The following is a 15,252-nucleotide window of genomic DNA, read 5'->3' on the forward strand; positions in this document are numbered from 1 at the left end:
ATAGCCCGTCGGGTGGGTCAGCTCACGGGTCTTGCCTCGGGTCGGCTTGCGGTCGACGGGGTTGCCGGGTCGGGCCGCGCGCCGGGCCGCGCCGCGGCGGGTCGCGGCGGGTCGCGGCGGGTCGCGCCAAGATTCACGCAACATCAGGGATGTTGCTGCTTCCGGAGCGCTGGAGGCAACAACATCCCCGTTCTTGTGCGGATCTTGGGGTGCGCGGCGCGCGCGGGAGCGGATCTTGGGGTGCGTGGCGCATGGGGTGCGGATCTTGGGGGCGCGGCGCGGGCTTCGGGTCGGGGGTGAGCTGCGTTCTACTACCGGGGGTAGGATTGGGGCGTGACTCGGCTGGGCGATCTTGAGCGTGCGGTGATGGACGTGCTGTGGGACGTGGTCCCCGGCACGTCGGACGGTGTGACAGTGCGCGAGGTCGCCGACGCGCTGGACGGTCGCGAGCTGGCGTACACCACGGTGATGACAGTGCTGGACCGGCTCGCCGGCAAGGGCATGGTGCAGCGGGAACGCGAGGGCCGGGCCTGGCGGTACCGGCCGGCGGCCAGCCGTGAGGCGCACATCGCCCAGCTCATGCTCGACGCCCTCGACCTCGGCGGCAGCCGGGACGCCGCGCTCGTGCGGTTCGCCCGTTCGGTGACTGGCACCGAGGCCGAGGTGCTGCGCGCGGCCCTGGGCAGCGAGGCCGGGCTGGCCGGTCCGGGTTCCGCCGACGGCGGCTCCGAGCTGACCGACCGCCTGGACGGGCCGGCGGGCCGCCGGCCCGCCGGCGAGGCAGCGGAGCGGTAGGACACACGCCATGGCGTACGCCGTGCACTTCGCCGCCACCATGCTGGCCTGCTATCTGACCGCTCAGGTGCTGGCCCGCTCCACCTGGACGTGGCGCAGTCCCCGGGTGGCGATCGTCTGCTGGCAGGCCGTCGGTCTGGCGCTGGGCCTGTCCGCGATGGGTCTGCCGATGGCTCTCGGGTTGAGCGCGTACGACCTGCCGACCGGGAGCGCGCTGCTCGCCCTGACCTCCGATCTCGCGCACGGCACCCTGCCCGTCGGGGAGACCGCCTTCCACCTGGCTGGGGTCGGGGTGGGCTTCGGCATCGGCGCGGTGCTGCTCACCACTACCGTGCGCAGCATCCACGGCACCGTACGCGCCCAGCGCCGCCACCGGGACCTGCTCACCCTTGTCGCCCGGGACGACCCGGCCGCCCCCGGCGCGCTGGTGCTCGACCACCCGAGCGCCGCCGCGTACTGCCTGCCCGGCGTGAAGCCGCGGGTGGTGGTGAGTGCCGGCACGTTGAGCCTGCTGGACCACGCCGAGTTGGCGGCGGTGCTCAGTCACGAGCGGGCGCACGCCCACGAACGGCACGATCTGGTGCTGTTGCCGTTCACCGCGCTGTGCCGGGCGTTGCCCTGGTTCGGCTGGGTCCGCGACGCCCACGAGCGGGTCGCCCTGCTTGTCGAGATGCGCGCCGACGACAAGGCTCGTGAGCTGCACGCGGATGCGCCGCTGGCAGGCGCGCTGCGCCGGTTCGCCGCCGCCGGTCACCGGATCACCCCGGCCGGCGCGTTGGGCGTGGGCGACCGGGATCTCGACGTACGGGTGCAGCGGCTTCTGGTCAGCGACCGGCCGCCCCGGGTGCTCGGCGCAACCGCCCTCGCGGTCGCCAGCACGCTTGTCGCCCTCCCGATCACCCTCTTCCTGTCCTGAGCTGACCCGGCACCCCCACGCGGGGCCGCCTGGGCCCCTGCCCTGCAACCCGCGCCGCGCCCTGCCCCGCGCCGCGCCCTGCCCCGCGCCGCGCCCTGCGCTGCGCGTGCCGCCCCCCAGGCCCGAGATCGCGCTCGATCCAGGATCGAGTGGCATCCCGGGCGGACGAGGCCACTACATCCAGGATCGAGCGCGATCTTCCCGGACGCACAACTACTACGGCTTGTCGTAAACTTTTCTACGACAGGTTGTAGTAGGCGGACATGTAGTGAAGCTACGTGTAGGGTGCCTATGACAAGGGAGCCAACACTACGGAGAGCTGGCCATGGACACCCTGCTCCTCGCCCGCCTGCAGTTCGCCACCACCACCTCGATCCACTTCCTGTTCGTGGTAGTCACGCTCGGGCTGGTCACCCTGCTGGTCGGGATGCAGACCGCCTGGGTGCTCACCGGCAACCCGAAGTGGGAGCGGCTGACCCGGTTCTGGGGCCAGCTCTACGTGATCAATTACGTGCTCGGCATCGTCACCGGCCTCGTGATGGAGTTCCAGTTCGGGCTGAACTGGAGTGGCCTGTCGCGCTACGTCGGCAACGTCTTCGGTGCGCCGTTGGCCATCGAGACGCTCGTGGCGTTCTTCCTGGAGTCCACGTTCCTCGGGATGTGGATCTTCGGCTGGCACCGGCTCGGCAAGGGTGTCCACCTGGCGCTGCTCTGGGGCGTGGCGGTCACCGCGTACGCGTCGGCCTTCTGGATCATGGTGGCCAACTCCTGGCTGCAGCACCCGGTCGGGTACGAGGTCCGCGACGGGATCGCCCACCTCACCGACTTCGGCGCTCTGCTCACCAACCCCAGCCTCGGCATGGCGTTCGGGCACGTGGTCTCGGCGGCGTTGCTGGTGGGCGGAATGCTGATGGCGGCGGTAAGCGCCTGGCACCTGATCCGGCGCACTCCGGACTTCGCGCTCTTCCGCACCTCGCTGCGGATCGGCGTGACCACGTCGGCCTTCGCGATCACCATGGTGCAGGGCTTCGGCTTCGCGCAGTTCGGCCCGGTCGGCGCGGTACAGCCCACCAAATTCGGCGGCCAGAGCCCGGAGGCCCAGGCGCAGATCGCCGAGTGGACCGCCCGGTTCGGCTCCGGCGACTACACGCCGCCGGTGCTGGCCAGCGTCGGGCTGGGCTTCATGATCCTGATCGGCTTCACCCTCGGCTGCGTGTGGTTCCTGCTCCCGCTGCTCTTCCGCGACTGGATCATCCGACTGCGCTTCCCGCTCTGGCTGGTCCTGCTGGCCCTGCCGCTGCCGTTCGTCGCGGTGATCCTCGGCTGGATCGCCCGCGAGGTCGGCCGCCAACCCTGGGTGGCGTACGGGTTGCTCCCCACCGAACAGGCCGTCTCCGGAGTCGGCGCGCCGGTGATGCTCACCTCGCTGATCGGGTTCAGCTTGCTGCTCGGCACCCTCGCCGTCACCAACTGGATGCTGCTCGCCCGGCACGCCGCCCGAGGCGCCGCCGACCCGGCGCTGGGCCGCCCACCCGCGCCCCCGAACGAGTCGGCCCACCCCGAACCCGCCCTCGTCTGAGCACCTGAGGAGAAGACAGTGGACCTCGCCTGGTACGCCCTACTCGGCTTCTTCTTCGCCACCTACCTGGTGCTCGCCGGCTACGACTACGGCGTTGGACTGCTGCTCGCGCGAGGCGGAAGCCCGGCCGGTCGGCGGGCCGCGCTCACCGCCCTCGGCCCGTTCTTCCTGGGCAACGAGGTCTGGCTGGTGGCCGCCGTGGGCATCCTGTTCGGCGCGTTTCCGGTGCTGGAGGGTGAACTGCTCGCCGGCTGCTATCCGGCCGTCGCCGGCGCTCTGGTCGGCGTCATCCTGGTCACCGCTGGGGTGCAACTGCGCAGCCGCAACGCCGATGAGCGGGTCCGCGCCCGCTGGGACCGCATCGTGACGATCGGCAGCGCGCTTGCCGCACTGGGCTGGGGCACGGTGCTCGCCGCGCTGCTCCAGGGCGTGCCCCGCCAGGCCGACGGGCACGTCGCCGGGATATCGCACCTGGCCACCCCGTTCGCGGCCGCCGCCGGGCTGGCCATGGTCACGCTCGTCGCGGTACACGGTGCGACCTTCCTCACCCTGCGACTGCCGACCGCCGAGGCCGCCGCTGTCGGCCGCACGGCCCGCCGACTGGTGCCGGTGGCACTCACCGCTGTCGCGCTGGCCACCGTCGTGGGCGTGCTCTCCGCCCGGGTACGCGACGCGGTCCAACGGCCGACGGTGGCCGTACTCCTGCCGGTGCTGCTCGTGATGGCGCTGCTGGCGGCCCGCGCGGCGTTGGCACGGCGGCGGCCGGGGTGGGCTCTGGTCGCCACCGGCGCGGCCCTGGCGCTGCCGGTGGTGCTTGTCGGCGCCGCCCTCTGGCCCTACGTGCTGGTGTCCACTACCGATCCGGGTGCCTCGCTGACGGTGGCCGACGCCGCCGCTAGCGCACCGACCCTGCGGCTGCTGGGCTGGGTGGCGCTGCCGCTACTTCCGGCCCTACTAGGCTTCCAGGCGATGTGTTTGTGGGTTTTCCGAGGACGGACCGACAGTAGGGCACCGGTGTACTGGTGAACCGCCGTCCGTTCGACAGGCGTCTGCTGCACCGGGTCCCCGCGGCCCGGCGCGACCTCGCCGTGCTCGCGCTGCTCGGGGTGCTCGCCGCCGGCTTGATCGTCGCGCAGGCCACCGCGCTGGCGGCGGTGCTTGCCACCGCCGTCGACGGGCGGCTCGACCGACAGGCGCTGGCCGGCTTCGTGCTCGCGGTCGCCGCCCGTTCGGCGCTGGTCTGGGCGCAGGGCACCGTCTCCGCGCGGGTCGCCGCAACGGTCAAGGCCACGCTGCGGGCCGACCTGCTCGGCGCGGTCGGCCGGCACGGCCCCGGCTGGGTGGCCGGGCAGCGGGCCGGCGAGATCGCCACCCTGGCTGGGCGCGGGTTGGACGCGCTTGACGCGTACTTCACCGGTTACCTGCCGCAGCTGGTGCTCAGCGTGACAGTGCCGCTGGCGGTGCTGGCCCGGGTCGTCTTCGCCGACTGGAGCTCAGCGGTGATCATCGCGCTGACCCTGCCGCTGATCCCGGTCTTCGGCGCACTGCTCGGCTGGCAGGCGCAGGCCGCCACCGAACGGCAGTGGCGGCGGCTGTCGCTGCTCGGCGGTCACTTCCTGGACATGGTCGCCGGGCTGCCCACGCTGCGCGCCTTCGGGCGGGCCCGCGCACAGACCGACGTGGTGCGCCGGATGGCCGACGGGCACCGCGTCGCCACCATGAAGACGCTGCGCATCGCGTTCCTCTCCGCGCTCGTGCTGGAGCTTGTCGCCACCCTCTCGGTGGCCCTGGTCGCGGTGCCGGTCGGCATCCGGCTGCTCGGCGGCGGGCTGGCCCTGCAGACCGCGCTGCTGGTGCTGCTGCTCACCCCGGAGGCGTACCTGCCGTTGCGGTCCGCGGGCAGCCGCTTCCACGCCAGCATGGAGGGGCTCACCGCGCTGGACGAGGCGCTGACCATCTCGGCCGCGCCCGTCGCACCCCGCGCCGCCGAGGGCGCCGCCACCCCTGATGCGCGAGGCGAGATCCGGTTCGAGGGGGTGACAGTGGCGTACGAGCGGACCACCGCGCTGCGCGACGTCACACTGACCATCCGACCCGGTGAACGGATCGCCATCATCGGCCCCAGCGGCGCTGGCAAGAGCACACTGCTCGGCCTGCTGCTCGGCTTCGTGACACCGACCAGCGGCCGGGTCACCGTGGGCGGGGTCGATCTCGCCACCGCCGACCCGGACGCCTGGCGCCGGCAGCTCGCCTGGGTGCCGCAACGGGCCCACCTCTTCGCCGCCTCGCTCGCCGACAACATCCGGCTCGGCGCACCGGAAACCCCGCCCGACGTCCTGGCCGCGGCGGTGCGCGCTGCCGCCCTGGACGACGTGGTGGCCGGCCTACCGGACGGTCTGGACACCCTGCTCGGCGAACGCGGGCACGGGCTGTCCAGCGGGCAACGGCAGCGGGTCGCCCTGGCGCGGGCCTTCCTGCGCGCCGCACCGCTGGTGCTGCTCGACGAACCCACCGCCCGGCTGGACACGGCCGCCGAGGCGGTGGTGCTCGACGCCACCCGCCGGCTGGTCGCCGGGCGGACCGCGCTGTTGGTCGCCCACCGACCGGCGCTACTCGCCGACGCCGACCGGATCCTGCGGGTCGAGGACGGTCGGGTCACCGAACTGACCCCCGAGCCGGCCGGAAAGGCGCCCCGATGAGCGCGGCACCCGGGCCTGGCCCGGCAGACCCGACGCGGGTCGCCGACCCGGCACCGCGCGGGCGGGCCGACGCCGAACGGGCAGTGCTGCGGCTGGCCCGGCCCTACCTGGGCCGCCTGATCGGTGCCGGGCTGCTCGCGGCGGCCACCGAGTTCGCCGGGCTGGCACTGATGGCCACTGCCACCTGGCTGCTGATGAGCGCCGCCGGCCAACCCCCGCTGGACCGGCTCACCGTGGCGATCGTCGCGGTCCGGGCGCTGGCGATCGGTCGGGGCGTGCTGCGCTACACCGAACGACTCGCCGGGCACGACGCGGTGCTCCGCATGATCACCGACGTGCGGGCCCGGGTCTTCGGCACCCTCGCGGCCCGGCGCGGCGCCGTGCACCGCTCGGGAGACGTGCTGAGCCGGCTTGTCTCCGACGTCGAGGCGGTCCAGGACCTGCTGCTGCGGGTGCTGGTCCCGGGCGCGGGCGCGGCCCTGGTCGGTGTGCTGGCGGTCGCCGGGGCCGCGCTGATCTCACCGCCGGCCGCCGGAGTGCTCGCCGTCGGGCTGCTGGTCGCCGGCGTGGGGCTGCCCGCGCTGGCCACCGCTGTCACCCGCCGCAGCGCGGCCGAGGTGGCACCGCTGCGCGGCGCACTCGCCACGGACGCGGTCGACCTCACCCACGGCGCCGCCGACCTGGCCGCGTTCGGGGCGACCGACGGTGCGCTGCACGCCGCCGAGGAGCGCGCCGGTCGGCTGGCCCGACTGGAACGTCGGCTGGCCGCCACCGGGTTCGCTGTGGACGCGGCCGGGGTGCTGACCGCCGGGTTGACCGCCGCGGCGGTGGTGCTTGCCGCGCTGGCCGCCGACGTGCCCGGGGTGCTGGTGGGCGTCCTGGCCGTCGGGGTGCTGGCCGCCGTCGAGGTGACCCTGGCGCTCGTCACGGCGGCCCGACAGTGGACCCAGCTGCGGCCCGGCCTGGCCCGGGTGGCCGCCCTGCTCGACGCCGGGCCCCCGACGCGCCCGGCCCCGAGCGACGGCACCGACCTGACCGGGCCCGCCGAGCTGCGCTTCGACGACGTGACGGTGCGGTACCGGGCCGGCGCGGCGCCCGCCCTCGACGGCATCAGCCTGGACCTGCCGGCCGGGCGGCGGATCGCGGTGGTGGGCCCGAGCGGCGCCGGCAAGAGCACTGTGGCCGCCGTGCTGACCGGCACCGTCCGGCCGGTGTCCGGCCGGGTCATCCTGAACGGCCGGGACCTGTCGGCGTACGCCGAGGAGGAGTTGCCCCGCGCGGTCGGCGGGCTACTCGCCGAGGCGTACGTCTTCCATGCCACGGTGCGGGAGAACCTGCTGCTCGGGCGGGCCGGGGCCGACGAGGAGGAGTTGACAGCGGCCACCGCGGCGGCCGGCCTGTTGGAGTGGGTACGCGCCCAGCCGGCGGGCTGGGACACGCTCGTCGGCGAGGAGGGCGGGCAACTCTCCGGCGGCCAACGGCAGCGGCTGGCGCTGGCTCGGGCACTGCTCGCCGCACCGCCGGTGCTGGTGCTGGACGAGCCCACCGAAGGGCTGGATCCGGCCGCCGCGGACGCGGTGCTCGCGTCCGCCCTCGCCGCCACCCCCGCCGGGCACTCGGTGCTGCTGATCACCCACCGGCTCAGCGGGCTCGCCGACCTGGACGAGATCGTCGTGCTGGACGGCGGTCGGGTGATCCAGCGCGGCCGGCATGCCGACCTGGTCACCACCGACGGTTGGTACCGGGACCAGTGGCTGCTCCAGGCGGCGGCCGAACGGGGTTACCTGGCGCTCGCACCCTGACCGGCTCGGGGACGGACCAGGGTTCTCCCCGACGTCGGGGCTCCGGTGTCCGTGGCAGGGTGGTGCCATGCCGCGCTGTGAGGATGGGTTTGTCGACGAGCACCTGCGGGATCTGGCCGCCCGGTTGCAGGGTCCGGCGCGACTCAAGTCCGACCTGCTGACCGAGGCCCGGCACGGGCTGTGGGACGCGGTCGAGGCGTACCAGGAGAGCGGCGTGCCGCCCACCGAGGCGCAGCGGCGGGCGGTTGTCGAGTTCGGCTCACCGGCGCAACTGCTGCCCTCCTGGCAGGCCGAGCTGGCCGTGGGCGCGCTGCGGGGCCTCTCTCTCCGGATGCTTGCCGTCGCCGGGGTGGGGATGGCGGCCGGCGACCTGACCTGGCGTGGGGCCAGTTGGAGCGACGGCCCGCGCCCGCCGGCCGGTTACCTGCTGCTCGCCAACTCGGTCGACTGGATCTGGATGAGCACGCTGCTGCTCTCGGTGGCCGGTCTGCTCGTGGTCGCGGCGAGCGCCCGGTCGGCCCGACCGGGCCTGGTCGTGGCGCAACGCGCGGTGGGCGCCGGCCTGACCGGCCTGCTGGCCCTGGCCATGGTGACCGGGTGTGCCCTCTTCGGCTGGTCACTCAGCCTCTGGGAGGCGGCGTTGAGCTGGCCACCGATGATCATCGGCGCGGTGCTGGTCAGCGCTGCGTACTTCTCGCTCACCCGGGCGACGCGCGGCTGGTTGCTGGCCGTCGCCCGCTGACCCGCGCCACCCCGCCGCGCCGCCCACCCCCGCCCTGCCGCGTCGGACGCGGGCCGGACACTCCCGGTCGGTCGACAACAGCCGGCCGGCGGGATCAGGCCGGGGTGGTGGGTGGGTTGCCGGGATCGAGGAACCGGCCAACTGTCAGTCGGAACTCGTGCCAACCGGCGCGCTCTCCGGCCAACGCCCGTCGGCCCGAGTCGGTGAGCTGGTACGTCCGCCGCTCCCTACCGTTCACCGTGCTCCAGGTGCTCGCCACGTGCCCGGCACGCTCCAGGCGACGGAGCGCGGGATAGATCGTGCCGGTGGGCAGATCGAGGCTGCCGTCACTGCGCTCACGTAGCGCCTCGATGATGGCGTAGCCGTGCAGCTCGCCCTGCTCCAGCACGGCGAGCAGCAGAGCGTCGAGATGGCCGTGCAACGACTGGGCCTTCATGTGTAGCTACGCTACTTGTCGAGCGGCCCGTCCGCCAGCGCCAGCTACCAGCAGGTCGAACCCGTGCACCAGCCGACCACCGGGGTGCGGGCATCGGCCACCCAGGTCTGCCGACTAGGGTATGTGCCCAGAGTCACTCGTCGGACAGAGACCCCGGCGGGTGGGCAACCCGAAGCACACGGAGGTCAGCGTGGCCCGCCAGTCGCCCCAACGGCCCGACGCCGACGAGCCAGAGCTCGACGACACCACGAGCGCGGCCGAGCCAGATGAGGCCGCGGAGACGGACCGCCCGTCGGCTTCGGTCGACAGGTCGCTCTGGGACGAGCTGCGCATCGATCCGGTGGAGATCGCCCTGCCCGCCGGCACCGGCTTCACGCTGCGGGCGTACCGGCCGGCCAGCTCGCTGACCCCGACCGATGTGACCGAACGCGACCAGGACGACCCGTTCCTCGCCCGCCGCCAGGTCGTCGAGGACGAGGACGACGAGACGGTAGTCATCCTCGACGAGGAGCTGGCCGAGGAGTTCGCCGACAGCGACGAGGACGAGGCGACGCGCCGACGCGCCGACGCCACCGCCGACGATGAGGCCGACGGCGAGGCCGACGAGGACGTCCCGGACGAGGCGGACGACGAGGAGGTGCCGGTCTTCCTCAGCAACCAGGGCAAGCTGCTGCTGTTCAAGACCCCCGAGTCGCTCGTCAGTTTCATCAGGTCCGGTGCGCCGAACGATCTGTCCCAACTGGACAGCTGGAATGAATTGGCCGAACGGGTGGAGCCGGCCGACATCGCCCCACTCGACGAGGACACCTACGAACTCGACCTGGTCGTGGAGAACCTGCGCGGCGGTCACGACACCTGGGATTCGACCCTGCTGATCGAGGCCGGCGAGATCGCACGTGACATCTCGTACGCGTTGCGGCTGCCTGCGGTCCTGGACATGCTCTCCGCCGGCTCCAGCCTCGACGACCTGGACGAGGCACTGCGGGCCACCGCCAACGGTGGCATCGGTGCTTTCATGGGTCGGCGACGGCTGAAGAAGATCGGAGCGCAGACCGCGAGTTTGGGTTGGCGCACCATTGTCGGCAAGATCTCTGCGGTGGTGGACTGGCGCGACTGACCCGTACCGGGGAGCATCAGTTGCTGGCAGAGGAAAGACCTGTCCCGGGAGGAGGACGACGCCGTGGCGCTCGTGCGCGTTTACTGCGGTCTGGCCTCGGCGGATCCGGCTGACCGACCGGCCTCCGCCGGTTCGACGCTGACGTCCGCTGTGGTCGACGACGCAGGCCGTCTGCTGCATGTCTGCGAGATCAGCGACGACGCCGCTGGCTACGCCCAGCTCGTCGCGCTGCTCGTGGAGCGGTCAGGCGGGCCGAGCGGTGCGGCAATCGCCGCCGACAGCGACGACCACACCGTCACGTCGCTGTTGAGCGCGGCGGGTCGACCCTTGGCCATCGCCGACGACGATTCGGTGGACGACTTCGCCGAGCGGTTCGCCGACGACGACTCGCTGGAGGAGATGCAGTCACCTCCGGCCGAACGACGGGCCGTCGGCTTGGCCCGCGCGTTGCAGGCCGGCGCGCTCTCCGCCGTCACCCTGCCGGCACCCCGGGACCTCGCCGGCTACAAGCAGGTGCTCGCCGCCCACGCCGCCCTGGCCAGCGGTCGACACTCCGCGGCCGTGGCGCTGCGTGAGGTGCTGCGTGAGCTCTACCCGGCGGCCCTGCGGGCGTACCCGGACCCGGCCGAGCCGGTCTCGCTGGCGGTGCTTGACGCGCTGCCCGAGCCGGGCATGCTCGGCGGCACCGTCGCCCGGGGCCGTGAGGTGTCGGTCGCGGCGGATGCGATAGCCGCGCACCTCGCCGCCGACGGAGTCGCCGACGCCGAGGAGATCAACGAGGCGGTCACCGCGCTACGGGTCGCCATCTCCGAGACGCCGCGCCGCGCCGCTGTCAATCGGGCGCTCACGTCCGCGGTGGCCGAGACGGTCCGCCAGGCCGTCGCCTCCGTGCGGGCCTGCGACGCGGGCTGTGAGGCGCTGGTGAGCGCGCTCAACTCCCGGGTCAGCACACCGGACCAGGCACCTGGCCGCCGCGCCGCCGCCCGCCGTGGCGAGTCGGTCGGCGAGTTGACAGGTCTGGCCGGCACCGGTGCCGGTCTGCGGTCGGTCCGACCCACCCCGCCCGCTGTCGAGCCCGCGCCCGCCGTCGGGCGCCGCAGCCGCCCCGAGCCGATTCCGGGTAACGCACCACTGGCGTCGCCCCGTCCACTCGGGCCGCCACCGGTCGCCCCACCGCCGGTCACGCCGCCGCCTGTCGCACCCGCGCCGATGGCCCCGGCAGCGATGGCCGCTCCGCAACCGCCCACCCTGCCCGGGCGCGGTGAGCAGGTCGCCAACCGGATCGACGGTCCGACCAACCGACCGGTCTCGTCGCCGCCTCCCCCGCCGCCCGGGATCACCCCGATCGCACCCGCGCAGCGGGGTCTGGTGCCGCCGGCCGAGGCCGGTGAGCCGTTCCGGCCGACGCTCACCACCGCCGCGATCAACCACGCGCGGGCGGAACGGCAGCGTACGGTCATCCCGCCCCGGCCGAAGACGAACGGCGAGCCCCGGCCGAGTCACCTGCAACGCCCGGTCGACGAGCCACCGACGGGCGGGTTCAGCGCCACCGACCTGAGCATTCCGGTGCCGGCACCCCGGCCCGGTCAGGAGTCGGCGCCGCCCGGCTCCCGCGCCAACTGGCCGCTCGTCAACAACCCGGAGGACCCGGCCGACACTCCGGCGAACAACCCGGCGCCCTACTCCTACGGCGGCAGTCGCGGCATCGAGGCTCCGACCGACCCGGGTCGCGCCGACGGTCGGGTCACCCCGCCCTGGTTGGCGGACGATTTGCCGCAGGAGCCGCCCATGCTGCGGCTGGTGGAGCCACCGCCACTCGCTGACCGGGCGCTGCGCGAGGGGCTCAACCCGCCGGCGGACCCGCACCTGGAGACGCCGCCGCTGCGGCTTGTCGACCGGGAGCAGGCCGCTCGGAACGGCCGGGCAGCCACCCGTGCCGCCGAGCACCGGCCAACGCCCCCGGTGGAGCACCGGCCACCACCGTTGCCGCACCGGCAGCCCCCGGTCGAGCACCGGCCACCGCCGGTCGCCGACGAGGGCGACGGCGACCTGCTGATCTTCGCCCAGACCAAGTCGGCCTGGTTCGTGGGGCAGGCCGAGGAGACCGACCTGGACTGGTCGACAACTGCCGACACGGGCTGGCAGGCCGCCGAGCAGGCAGCTCGCCCCGCGGTGGGTGCCGAGACCAACGCCGGGCTCCCCAAGCGCGTGCCACAGGCCAATCTGGTCCCTGGTTCCCCGCTGCGCGAGGAGCGCCCATTGCGGATAGTGCGTGATGCGGCAAGCCTTGCGGAAAACACCACGGGCTACTTCCGCGGTTGGCGACGCGGGCAGGAGATCGGTGGTTTCGCGGTGGGCGGCCGGCCGGGTCGCGAGGCAGCCGGTGGCTGGGACTTCAGCCGCGACCACGGTGACCGCGACGACGACCGGGAGTACGAGTACCGCTCCGCCGGTTACCAGTCCTGACCGTCAGCTCTCTTCCACACCCGCGAATCGCGCCCCCGGTCGGTCGACCGGGGGCGCGCTCGTGTCAGCGGGATGGGTGCCGAGCGGCACGGAAACGCCGCCCCGCGCAGACCCGAGGGCCGGCCCACCCCGGAGCGGGGCGGACGGCTTCCAGATCTTCAGAGGGCGGCGTGGGGCCCGCCGGCACGAGCAGTGCGGCGGACAGCGCGAAACGCCCGGTGGCGGCCGGAGCCACCACCGGGCTTGCGACGGCGATCAGGCCGGGGCCACCGCGCGGGTACGGCGCATGGTGAGCACGTACTCGACAAGCGAGATCAGCACGTGCTTCGTCGACTCCCGGTTACGGGCGTCGCAGGCCACCACCGGCACGTCGCTTGAGATCGCCAAGGCGTCCCGGACGTCCTGCGGGTCGTGGTACTGCATCCCGTCGAAGCAGTTGATCGCCACCAGGTACGGAAGGCGTCGGTGCTCGAAGAAGTCGATCGCCGCGAAGCAGTCGGCCAGCCGGCGAGTGTCCACCAGTACCACCGCACCGATGGCACCCCGGACCAGTTCGTCCCACATGAACCAGAACCGGGTCTGACCCGGCGTACCGAACAGGTACAGAATCAGGTCACGGTCGATCGAGATCCGGCCGAAGTCCATAGCCACCGTGGTCGTCGTCTTACCCGGCACCTGCCGGGTGTCATCGACGCCCACGCCGGCAGAGGTCATGATGGCCTCGGTGGTCAGCGGCGTGATCTCCGAGACCGAGCCGACCAGCGTCGTTTTGCCGACGCCGAATCCACCGGCGATAACGATCTTCGCCGACGTCACGCGCCCACTCGGGTTCGGTGGGCGGTGCGACATGTCAGAGCCTGCGAAGTCCACTCAGCACCCTCTCCAGCAGTTCAGTGCCCACCGCGTCGTCGGAGTCGTCCAAAATGGTCGGCTCGTGGACCGCGACTAGGCCGTCCGTCGCCATGTCGGCGATGAGCACCCGGGCCACACCGAGCGGCAGCTGCATCCGCGCCGCGATCTCTGCGAGCGATTGCACGCGACCGTCACACAGCGCGGCGATGTACTGGTGTTCGCGGCCCTGGCCGCCGTTGCCATTGGCAGCGGCCCGGCCGCGCACCGTCGTCTCGACGAGCGCCTCCAGCGCGATGTCGAGCCGGGGACGGGTACGACCACGGGTCACGGCGTATGGACGGACCAACGCTCCGGTTGGTTCGTCACGATCAGCCATCTCGCCGTTCACCTCCTTCGCACCCGCTACCGGCTCCCACCGGTGAAACCCGTCGTTGTCGTCGTTGCAGTCGTGCCGACCTCACGATCGGCGAGGCGTCAGCCCAGCATGCCCGCGGCCGCACGCGGCTGCGGGGTCAGCGCGTCGCCCACCCGGTCGACGAGCAGCGCCATCTCGTAGCCGACCTGGCCCACGTCGGAGCTGCGGGCGGCCAACACGGCGAAGGACGAGCCGTCCGAGATGGACATCAGGAACAGGAAGCCATTGTCCATCTCCACGACGGTCTGCAACACCGCCCCTCCCTCGAAGCAGCGGGCTGCACCCTGGGTCAGGCTGACCAGACCCGATGAGATCGCGGCAAGCTGATCTGCCCGGTCGCGCGGCAGATCCCGTGACGACGCGAGGAGTAGGCCGTCCGCCGAGACGGCGACCGCATGCGCGACGCCGGGCACCCGGTCAGCGAAGTTGGCAAGCAGCCAACCAAGATCCTGCGTAGTTGTCATCCTTCTTGCTCCTTCTGCCCGCTCCCGGCCACCGGGCCTGAGCCAGACTGCGAGGATTGCCCTCCCGGAGTTGCCTCCGGGCTGGTCGGGTTGTCCGAGGTGCTACGCCCTCGCTGCACGCCCCGGTGGTAGGCGGAGAGCAGGCCGCGGACTGCTTCCGGGGATCGGCGCTGGACCGAGGGGGCGGGCTTCTCCACCGCACCCGGCACCAGCTGCGCCATCGGCTTGCGCTTGGGCAGACCGGTGGTGGTGGTCTCGCTCACCGGTACCGCACCGGCGGCCGCCGAGGCGGCACGCCAGCCGTCGTCAGCAGCGGTCTGCCAGCCGTTGCTCTGCGGTTGGGGCCGGCGGTTCGGCAGGCTCTCGGCGAGGCCGGGGCGGTTGCCCTCGTTCGCTGTGGAGCTGTTGTCCCGCGGCGCTCCTCCGGCCATCGGAGTGTCTGCCATCGGTGTGTTACCTGTCGTCCCGGGTGCTGTCTTCTGGACTGTCCGACCGGTGGCCTCGACCGCGGCGAACTGCTGGGTCGCGGTGTCGCCGTTCGTGCTCGGCTGGGCGCCAGCCGCGGACTCCTCCGAGCCCGGACGGCGGGTGCGGAACCAGGCCGACTCCAGCTCCCGGAAGATCGGCAACTCCATCGTCTCGTCCGCGTACCGCTGCCGGTTCTGCGCCTGCGGTTGCTGCGGCGCCGGTCGGGCCGGCGGTGCCGCGGCCGGAGCTGGTGCCGGCACCGGAGGTTGGGCTGCGGCGGCCGGCTGCTCGCCGGGTCGCGGCACCCGTGGCAGCTCCGTCGTCATGTCCAGAGCGGCAGCGAGCCGCTCGGGCACCGGCGGAGTGGCCACGTCCCGGTCGCCGCCCGGCACCGGCGGCCAGGCCGGCGGTGCGGGTGACCGACGTGCTCGGCCCGGCGGACGGCACCGTCGACCCGGGGCTGCTGGGTGGGCTGCGTCGACGCCTCGCCGAGGCGCGGCC

Annotated in this window: 13 protein-coding genes and 1 pseudogene; 9 read left to right on the forward strand and 5 right to left on the reverse strand. The window is 73.2% G+C overall.

Annotation, left to right across the window (positions count from 1 at the left end):
• Nucleotides 1-333: 333 nt before the first annotated feature.
• The 7 genes from AB0B85_RS05110 to AB0B85_RS05140 all read left to right on the forward strand — a co-directional run bounded on the left by AB0B85_RS05110 (nucleotide 334) and on the right by AB0B85_RS05140 (nucleotide 8,533).
• The gene (locus AB0B85_RS05110) at nucleotides 334-795 is read left to right on the forward strand and encodes a BlaI/MecI/CopY family transcriptional regulator (protein WP_357403723.1); all 462 of its coding nucleotides are present in this window, start codon (nucleotides 334-336) and stop codon (nucleotides 793-795) included.
• A gap of 10 nt (nucleotides 796-805) precedes the next feature.
• On the forward strand, nucleotides 806-1,711 hold the full coding sequence (locus AB0B85_RS05115; protein WP_357403725.1) for a M56 family metallopeptidase: 906 nt from the start codon (nucleotides 806-808) through the stop codon (nucleotides 1,709-1,711).
• 325 nt (nucleotides 1,712-2,036) lie between these two features.
• A complete protein-coding gene (locus tag AB0B85_RS05120) occupies nucleotides 2,037-3,290 on the forward strand; it encodes a cytochrome ubiquinol oxidase subunit I (RefSeq protein ID WP_357403727.1) in 1,254 nt (417 codons plus the stop codon).
• Nucleotides 3,291-3,308: 18 nt separating this feature from the next.
• The gene (locus AB0B85_RS05125; protein WP_357403729.1) at nucleotides 3,309-4,316 is read left to right on the forward strand and encodes a cytochrome d ubiquinol oxidase subunit II; all 1,008 of its coding nucleotides are present in this window, start codon (nucleotides 3,309-3,311) and stop codon (nucleotides 4,314-4,316) included.
• Nucleotides 4,313-5,989, forward strand: a complete 1,677-nt coding sequence (gene cydD / locus AB0B85_RS05130) for a thiol reductant ABC exporter subunit CydD (protein ID WP_357403731.1) — start codon at nucleotides 4,313-4,315, stop codon at nucleotides 5,987-5,989. Before AB0B85_RS05125 ends, cydD begins: the two co-directional genes overlap by 4 nt.
• Nucleotides 5,986-7,791 carry a thiol reductant ABC exporter subunit CydC gene (gene cydC, locus AB0B85_RS05135; RefSeq protein ID WP_357403733.1) on the forward strand — a complete coding sequence of 602 codons (1,806 nt, stop codon included), beginning with the start codon at nucleotides 5,986-5,988 and terminating at the stop codon, nucleotides 7,789-7,791. Before cydD ends, cydC begins: the two co-directional genes overlap by 4 nt.
• A 67-nt stretch (nucleotides 7,792-7,858) precedes the next feature.
• On the forward strand, nucleotides 7,859-8,533 hold the full coding sequence (locus AB0B85_RS05140; RefSeq protein ID WP_357403735.1) for a permease prefix domain 1-containing protein: 675 nt from the start codon (nucleotides 7,859-7,861) through the stop codon (nucleotides 8,531-8,533).
• Nucleotides 8,534-8,627: 94 nt separating this feature from the next.
• Here the strand turns inward: AB0B85_RS05140 and AB0B85_RS05145 are convergent, their stop codons facing one another.
• Complete coding sequence (locus tag AB0B85_RS05145) at nucleotides 8,628-8,969, reverse strand: helix-turn-helix transcriptional regulator (RefSeq protein ID WP_357403737.1); 342 nt, start codon at nucleotides 8,967-8,969, stop codon at nucleotides 8,628-8,630.
• Nucleotides 8,970-9,129: 160 nt separating this feature from the next.
• On the opposite strand from AB0B85_RS05145, the gene AB0B85_RS05150 reads away from it, so the two are divergent.
• On the forward strand, nucleotides 9,130-10,086 hold the full coding sequence (locus AB0B85_RS05150; RefSeq protein ID WP_357403739.1) for a DNA primase: 957 nt from the start codon (nucleotides 9,130-9,132) through the stop codon (nucleotides 10,084-10,086).
• Nucleotides 10,087-10,125: 39 nt separating this feature from the next.
• Complete coding sequence (locus tag AB0B85_RS05155) at nucleotides 10,126-12,552, forward strand: transposase (RefSeq protein ID WP_357403763.1); 2,427 nt, start codon at nucleotides 10,126-10,128, stop codon at nucleotides 12,550-12,552.
• A gap of 255 nt (nucleotides 12,553-12,807) precedes the next feature.
• Here the strand turns inward: AB0B85_RS05155 and AB0B85_RS05160 are convergent, their stop codons facing one another.
• The 4 genes and pseudogenes from AB0B85_RS05160 to AB0B85_RS05175 form a co-directional block, all read right to left on the reverse strand.
• Nucleotides 12,808-13,401: an ATP/GTP-binding protein gene (locus AB0B85_RS05160; protein WP_007455465.1), complete on the reverse strand. Its 594-nt coding sequence runs from the start codon at nucleotides 13,399-13,401 to the stop codon at nucleotides 12,808-12,810.
• Between the two features lies 1 nt (nucleotide 13,402).
• Nucleotides 13,403-13,780 (reverse strand): DUF742 domain-containing protein, encoded by a 378-nt coding sequence (locus AB0B85_RS05165; protein WP_030329021.1) that lies wholly within the window; start codon nucleotides 13,778-13,780, stop codon nucleotides 13,403-13,405.
• Nucleotides 13,781-13,878: 98 nt separating this feature from the next.
• Nucleotides 13,879-14,283, reverse strand: a complete 405-nt coding sequence (locus AB0B85_RS05170; protein ID WP_030329023.1) for a roadblock/LC7 domain-containing protein — start codon at nucleotides 14,281-14,283, stop codon at nucleotides 13,879-13,881.
• Nucleotides 14,280-15,176: pseudogene (locus AB0B85_RS05175) on the reverse strand (ATPase); the annotation flags it as partial. The gene AB0B85_RS05170 and the pseudogene AB0B85_RS05175, both read right to left, overlap by 4 nt.
• Nucleotides 15,177-15,252: the final 76 nt, after the last annotated feature.

The sequence above is a fragment of the Micromonospora sp. NPDC049044 genome (assembly GCF_040649215.1).
Classification (GTDB): domain Bacteria; phylum Actinomycetota; class Actinomycetes; order Mycobacteriales; family Micromonosporaceae; genus Micromonospora.

Coding starts and splice junctions, on each gene's coding strand:
- AB0B85_RS05120 (WP_357403727.1), top strand. CDS start 2,037: ATGGACACCCTGCTCCTCGCCCGCCTGCAGTTCGCCACCACCACCTCG.
- AB0B85_RS05160 (WP_007455465.1), bottom strand. CDS start 13,401: ATGTCGCACCGCCCACCGAACCCGAGTGGGCGCGTGACGTCGGCGAAG.
- AB0B85_RS05165 (WP_030329021.1), bottom strand. CDS start 13,780: ATGGCTGATCGTGACGAACCAACCGGAGCGTTGGTCCGTCCATACGCC.
- AB0B85_RS05170 (WP_030329023.1), bottom strand. CDS start 14,283: ATGACAACTACGCAGGATCTTGGTTGGCTGCTTGCCAACTTCGCTGAC.
- AB0B85_RS05145 (WP_357403737.1), bottom strand. CDS start 8,969: ATGAAGGCCCAGTCGTTGCACGGCCATCTCGACGCTCTGCTGCTCGCC.
- AB0B85_RS05140 (WP_357403735.1), top strand. CDS start 7,859: ATGCCGCGCTGTGAGGATGGGTTTGTCGACGAGCACCTGCGGGATCTG.
- cydC (WP_357403733.1), top strand. CDS start 5,986: ATGAGCGCGGCACCCGGGCCTGGCCCGGCAGACCCGACGCGGGTCGCC.
- AB0B85_RS05115 (WP_357403725.1), top strand. CDS start 806: ATGGCGTACGCCGTGCACTTCGCCGCCACCATGCTGGCCTGCTATCTG.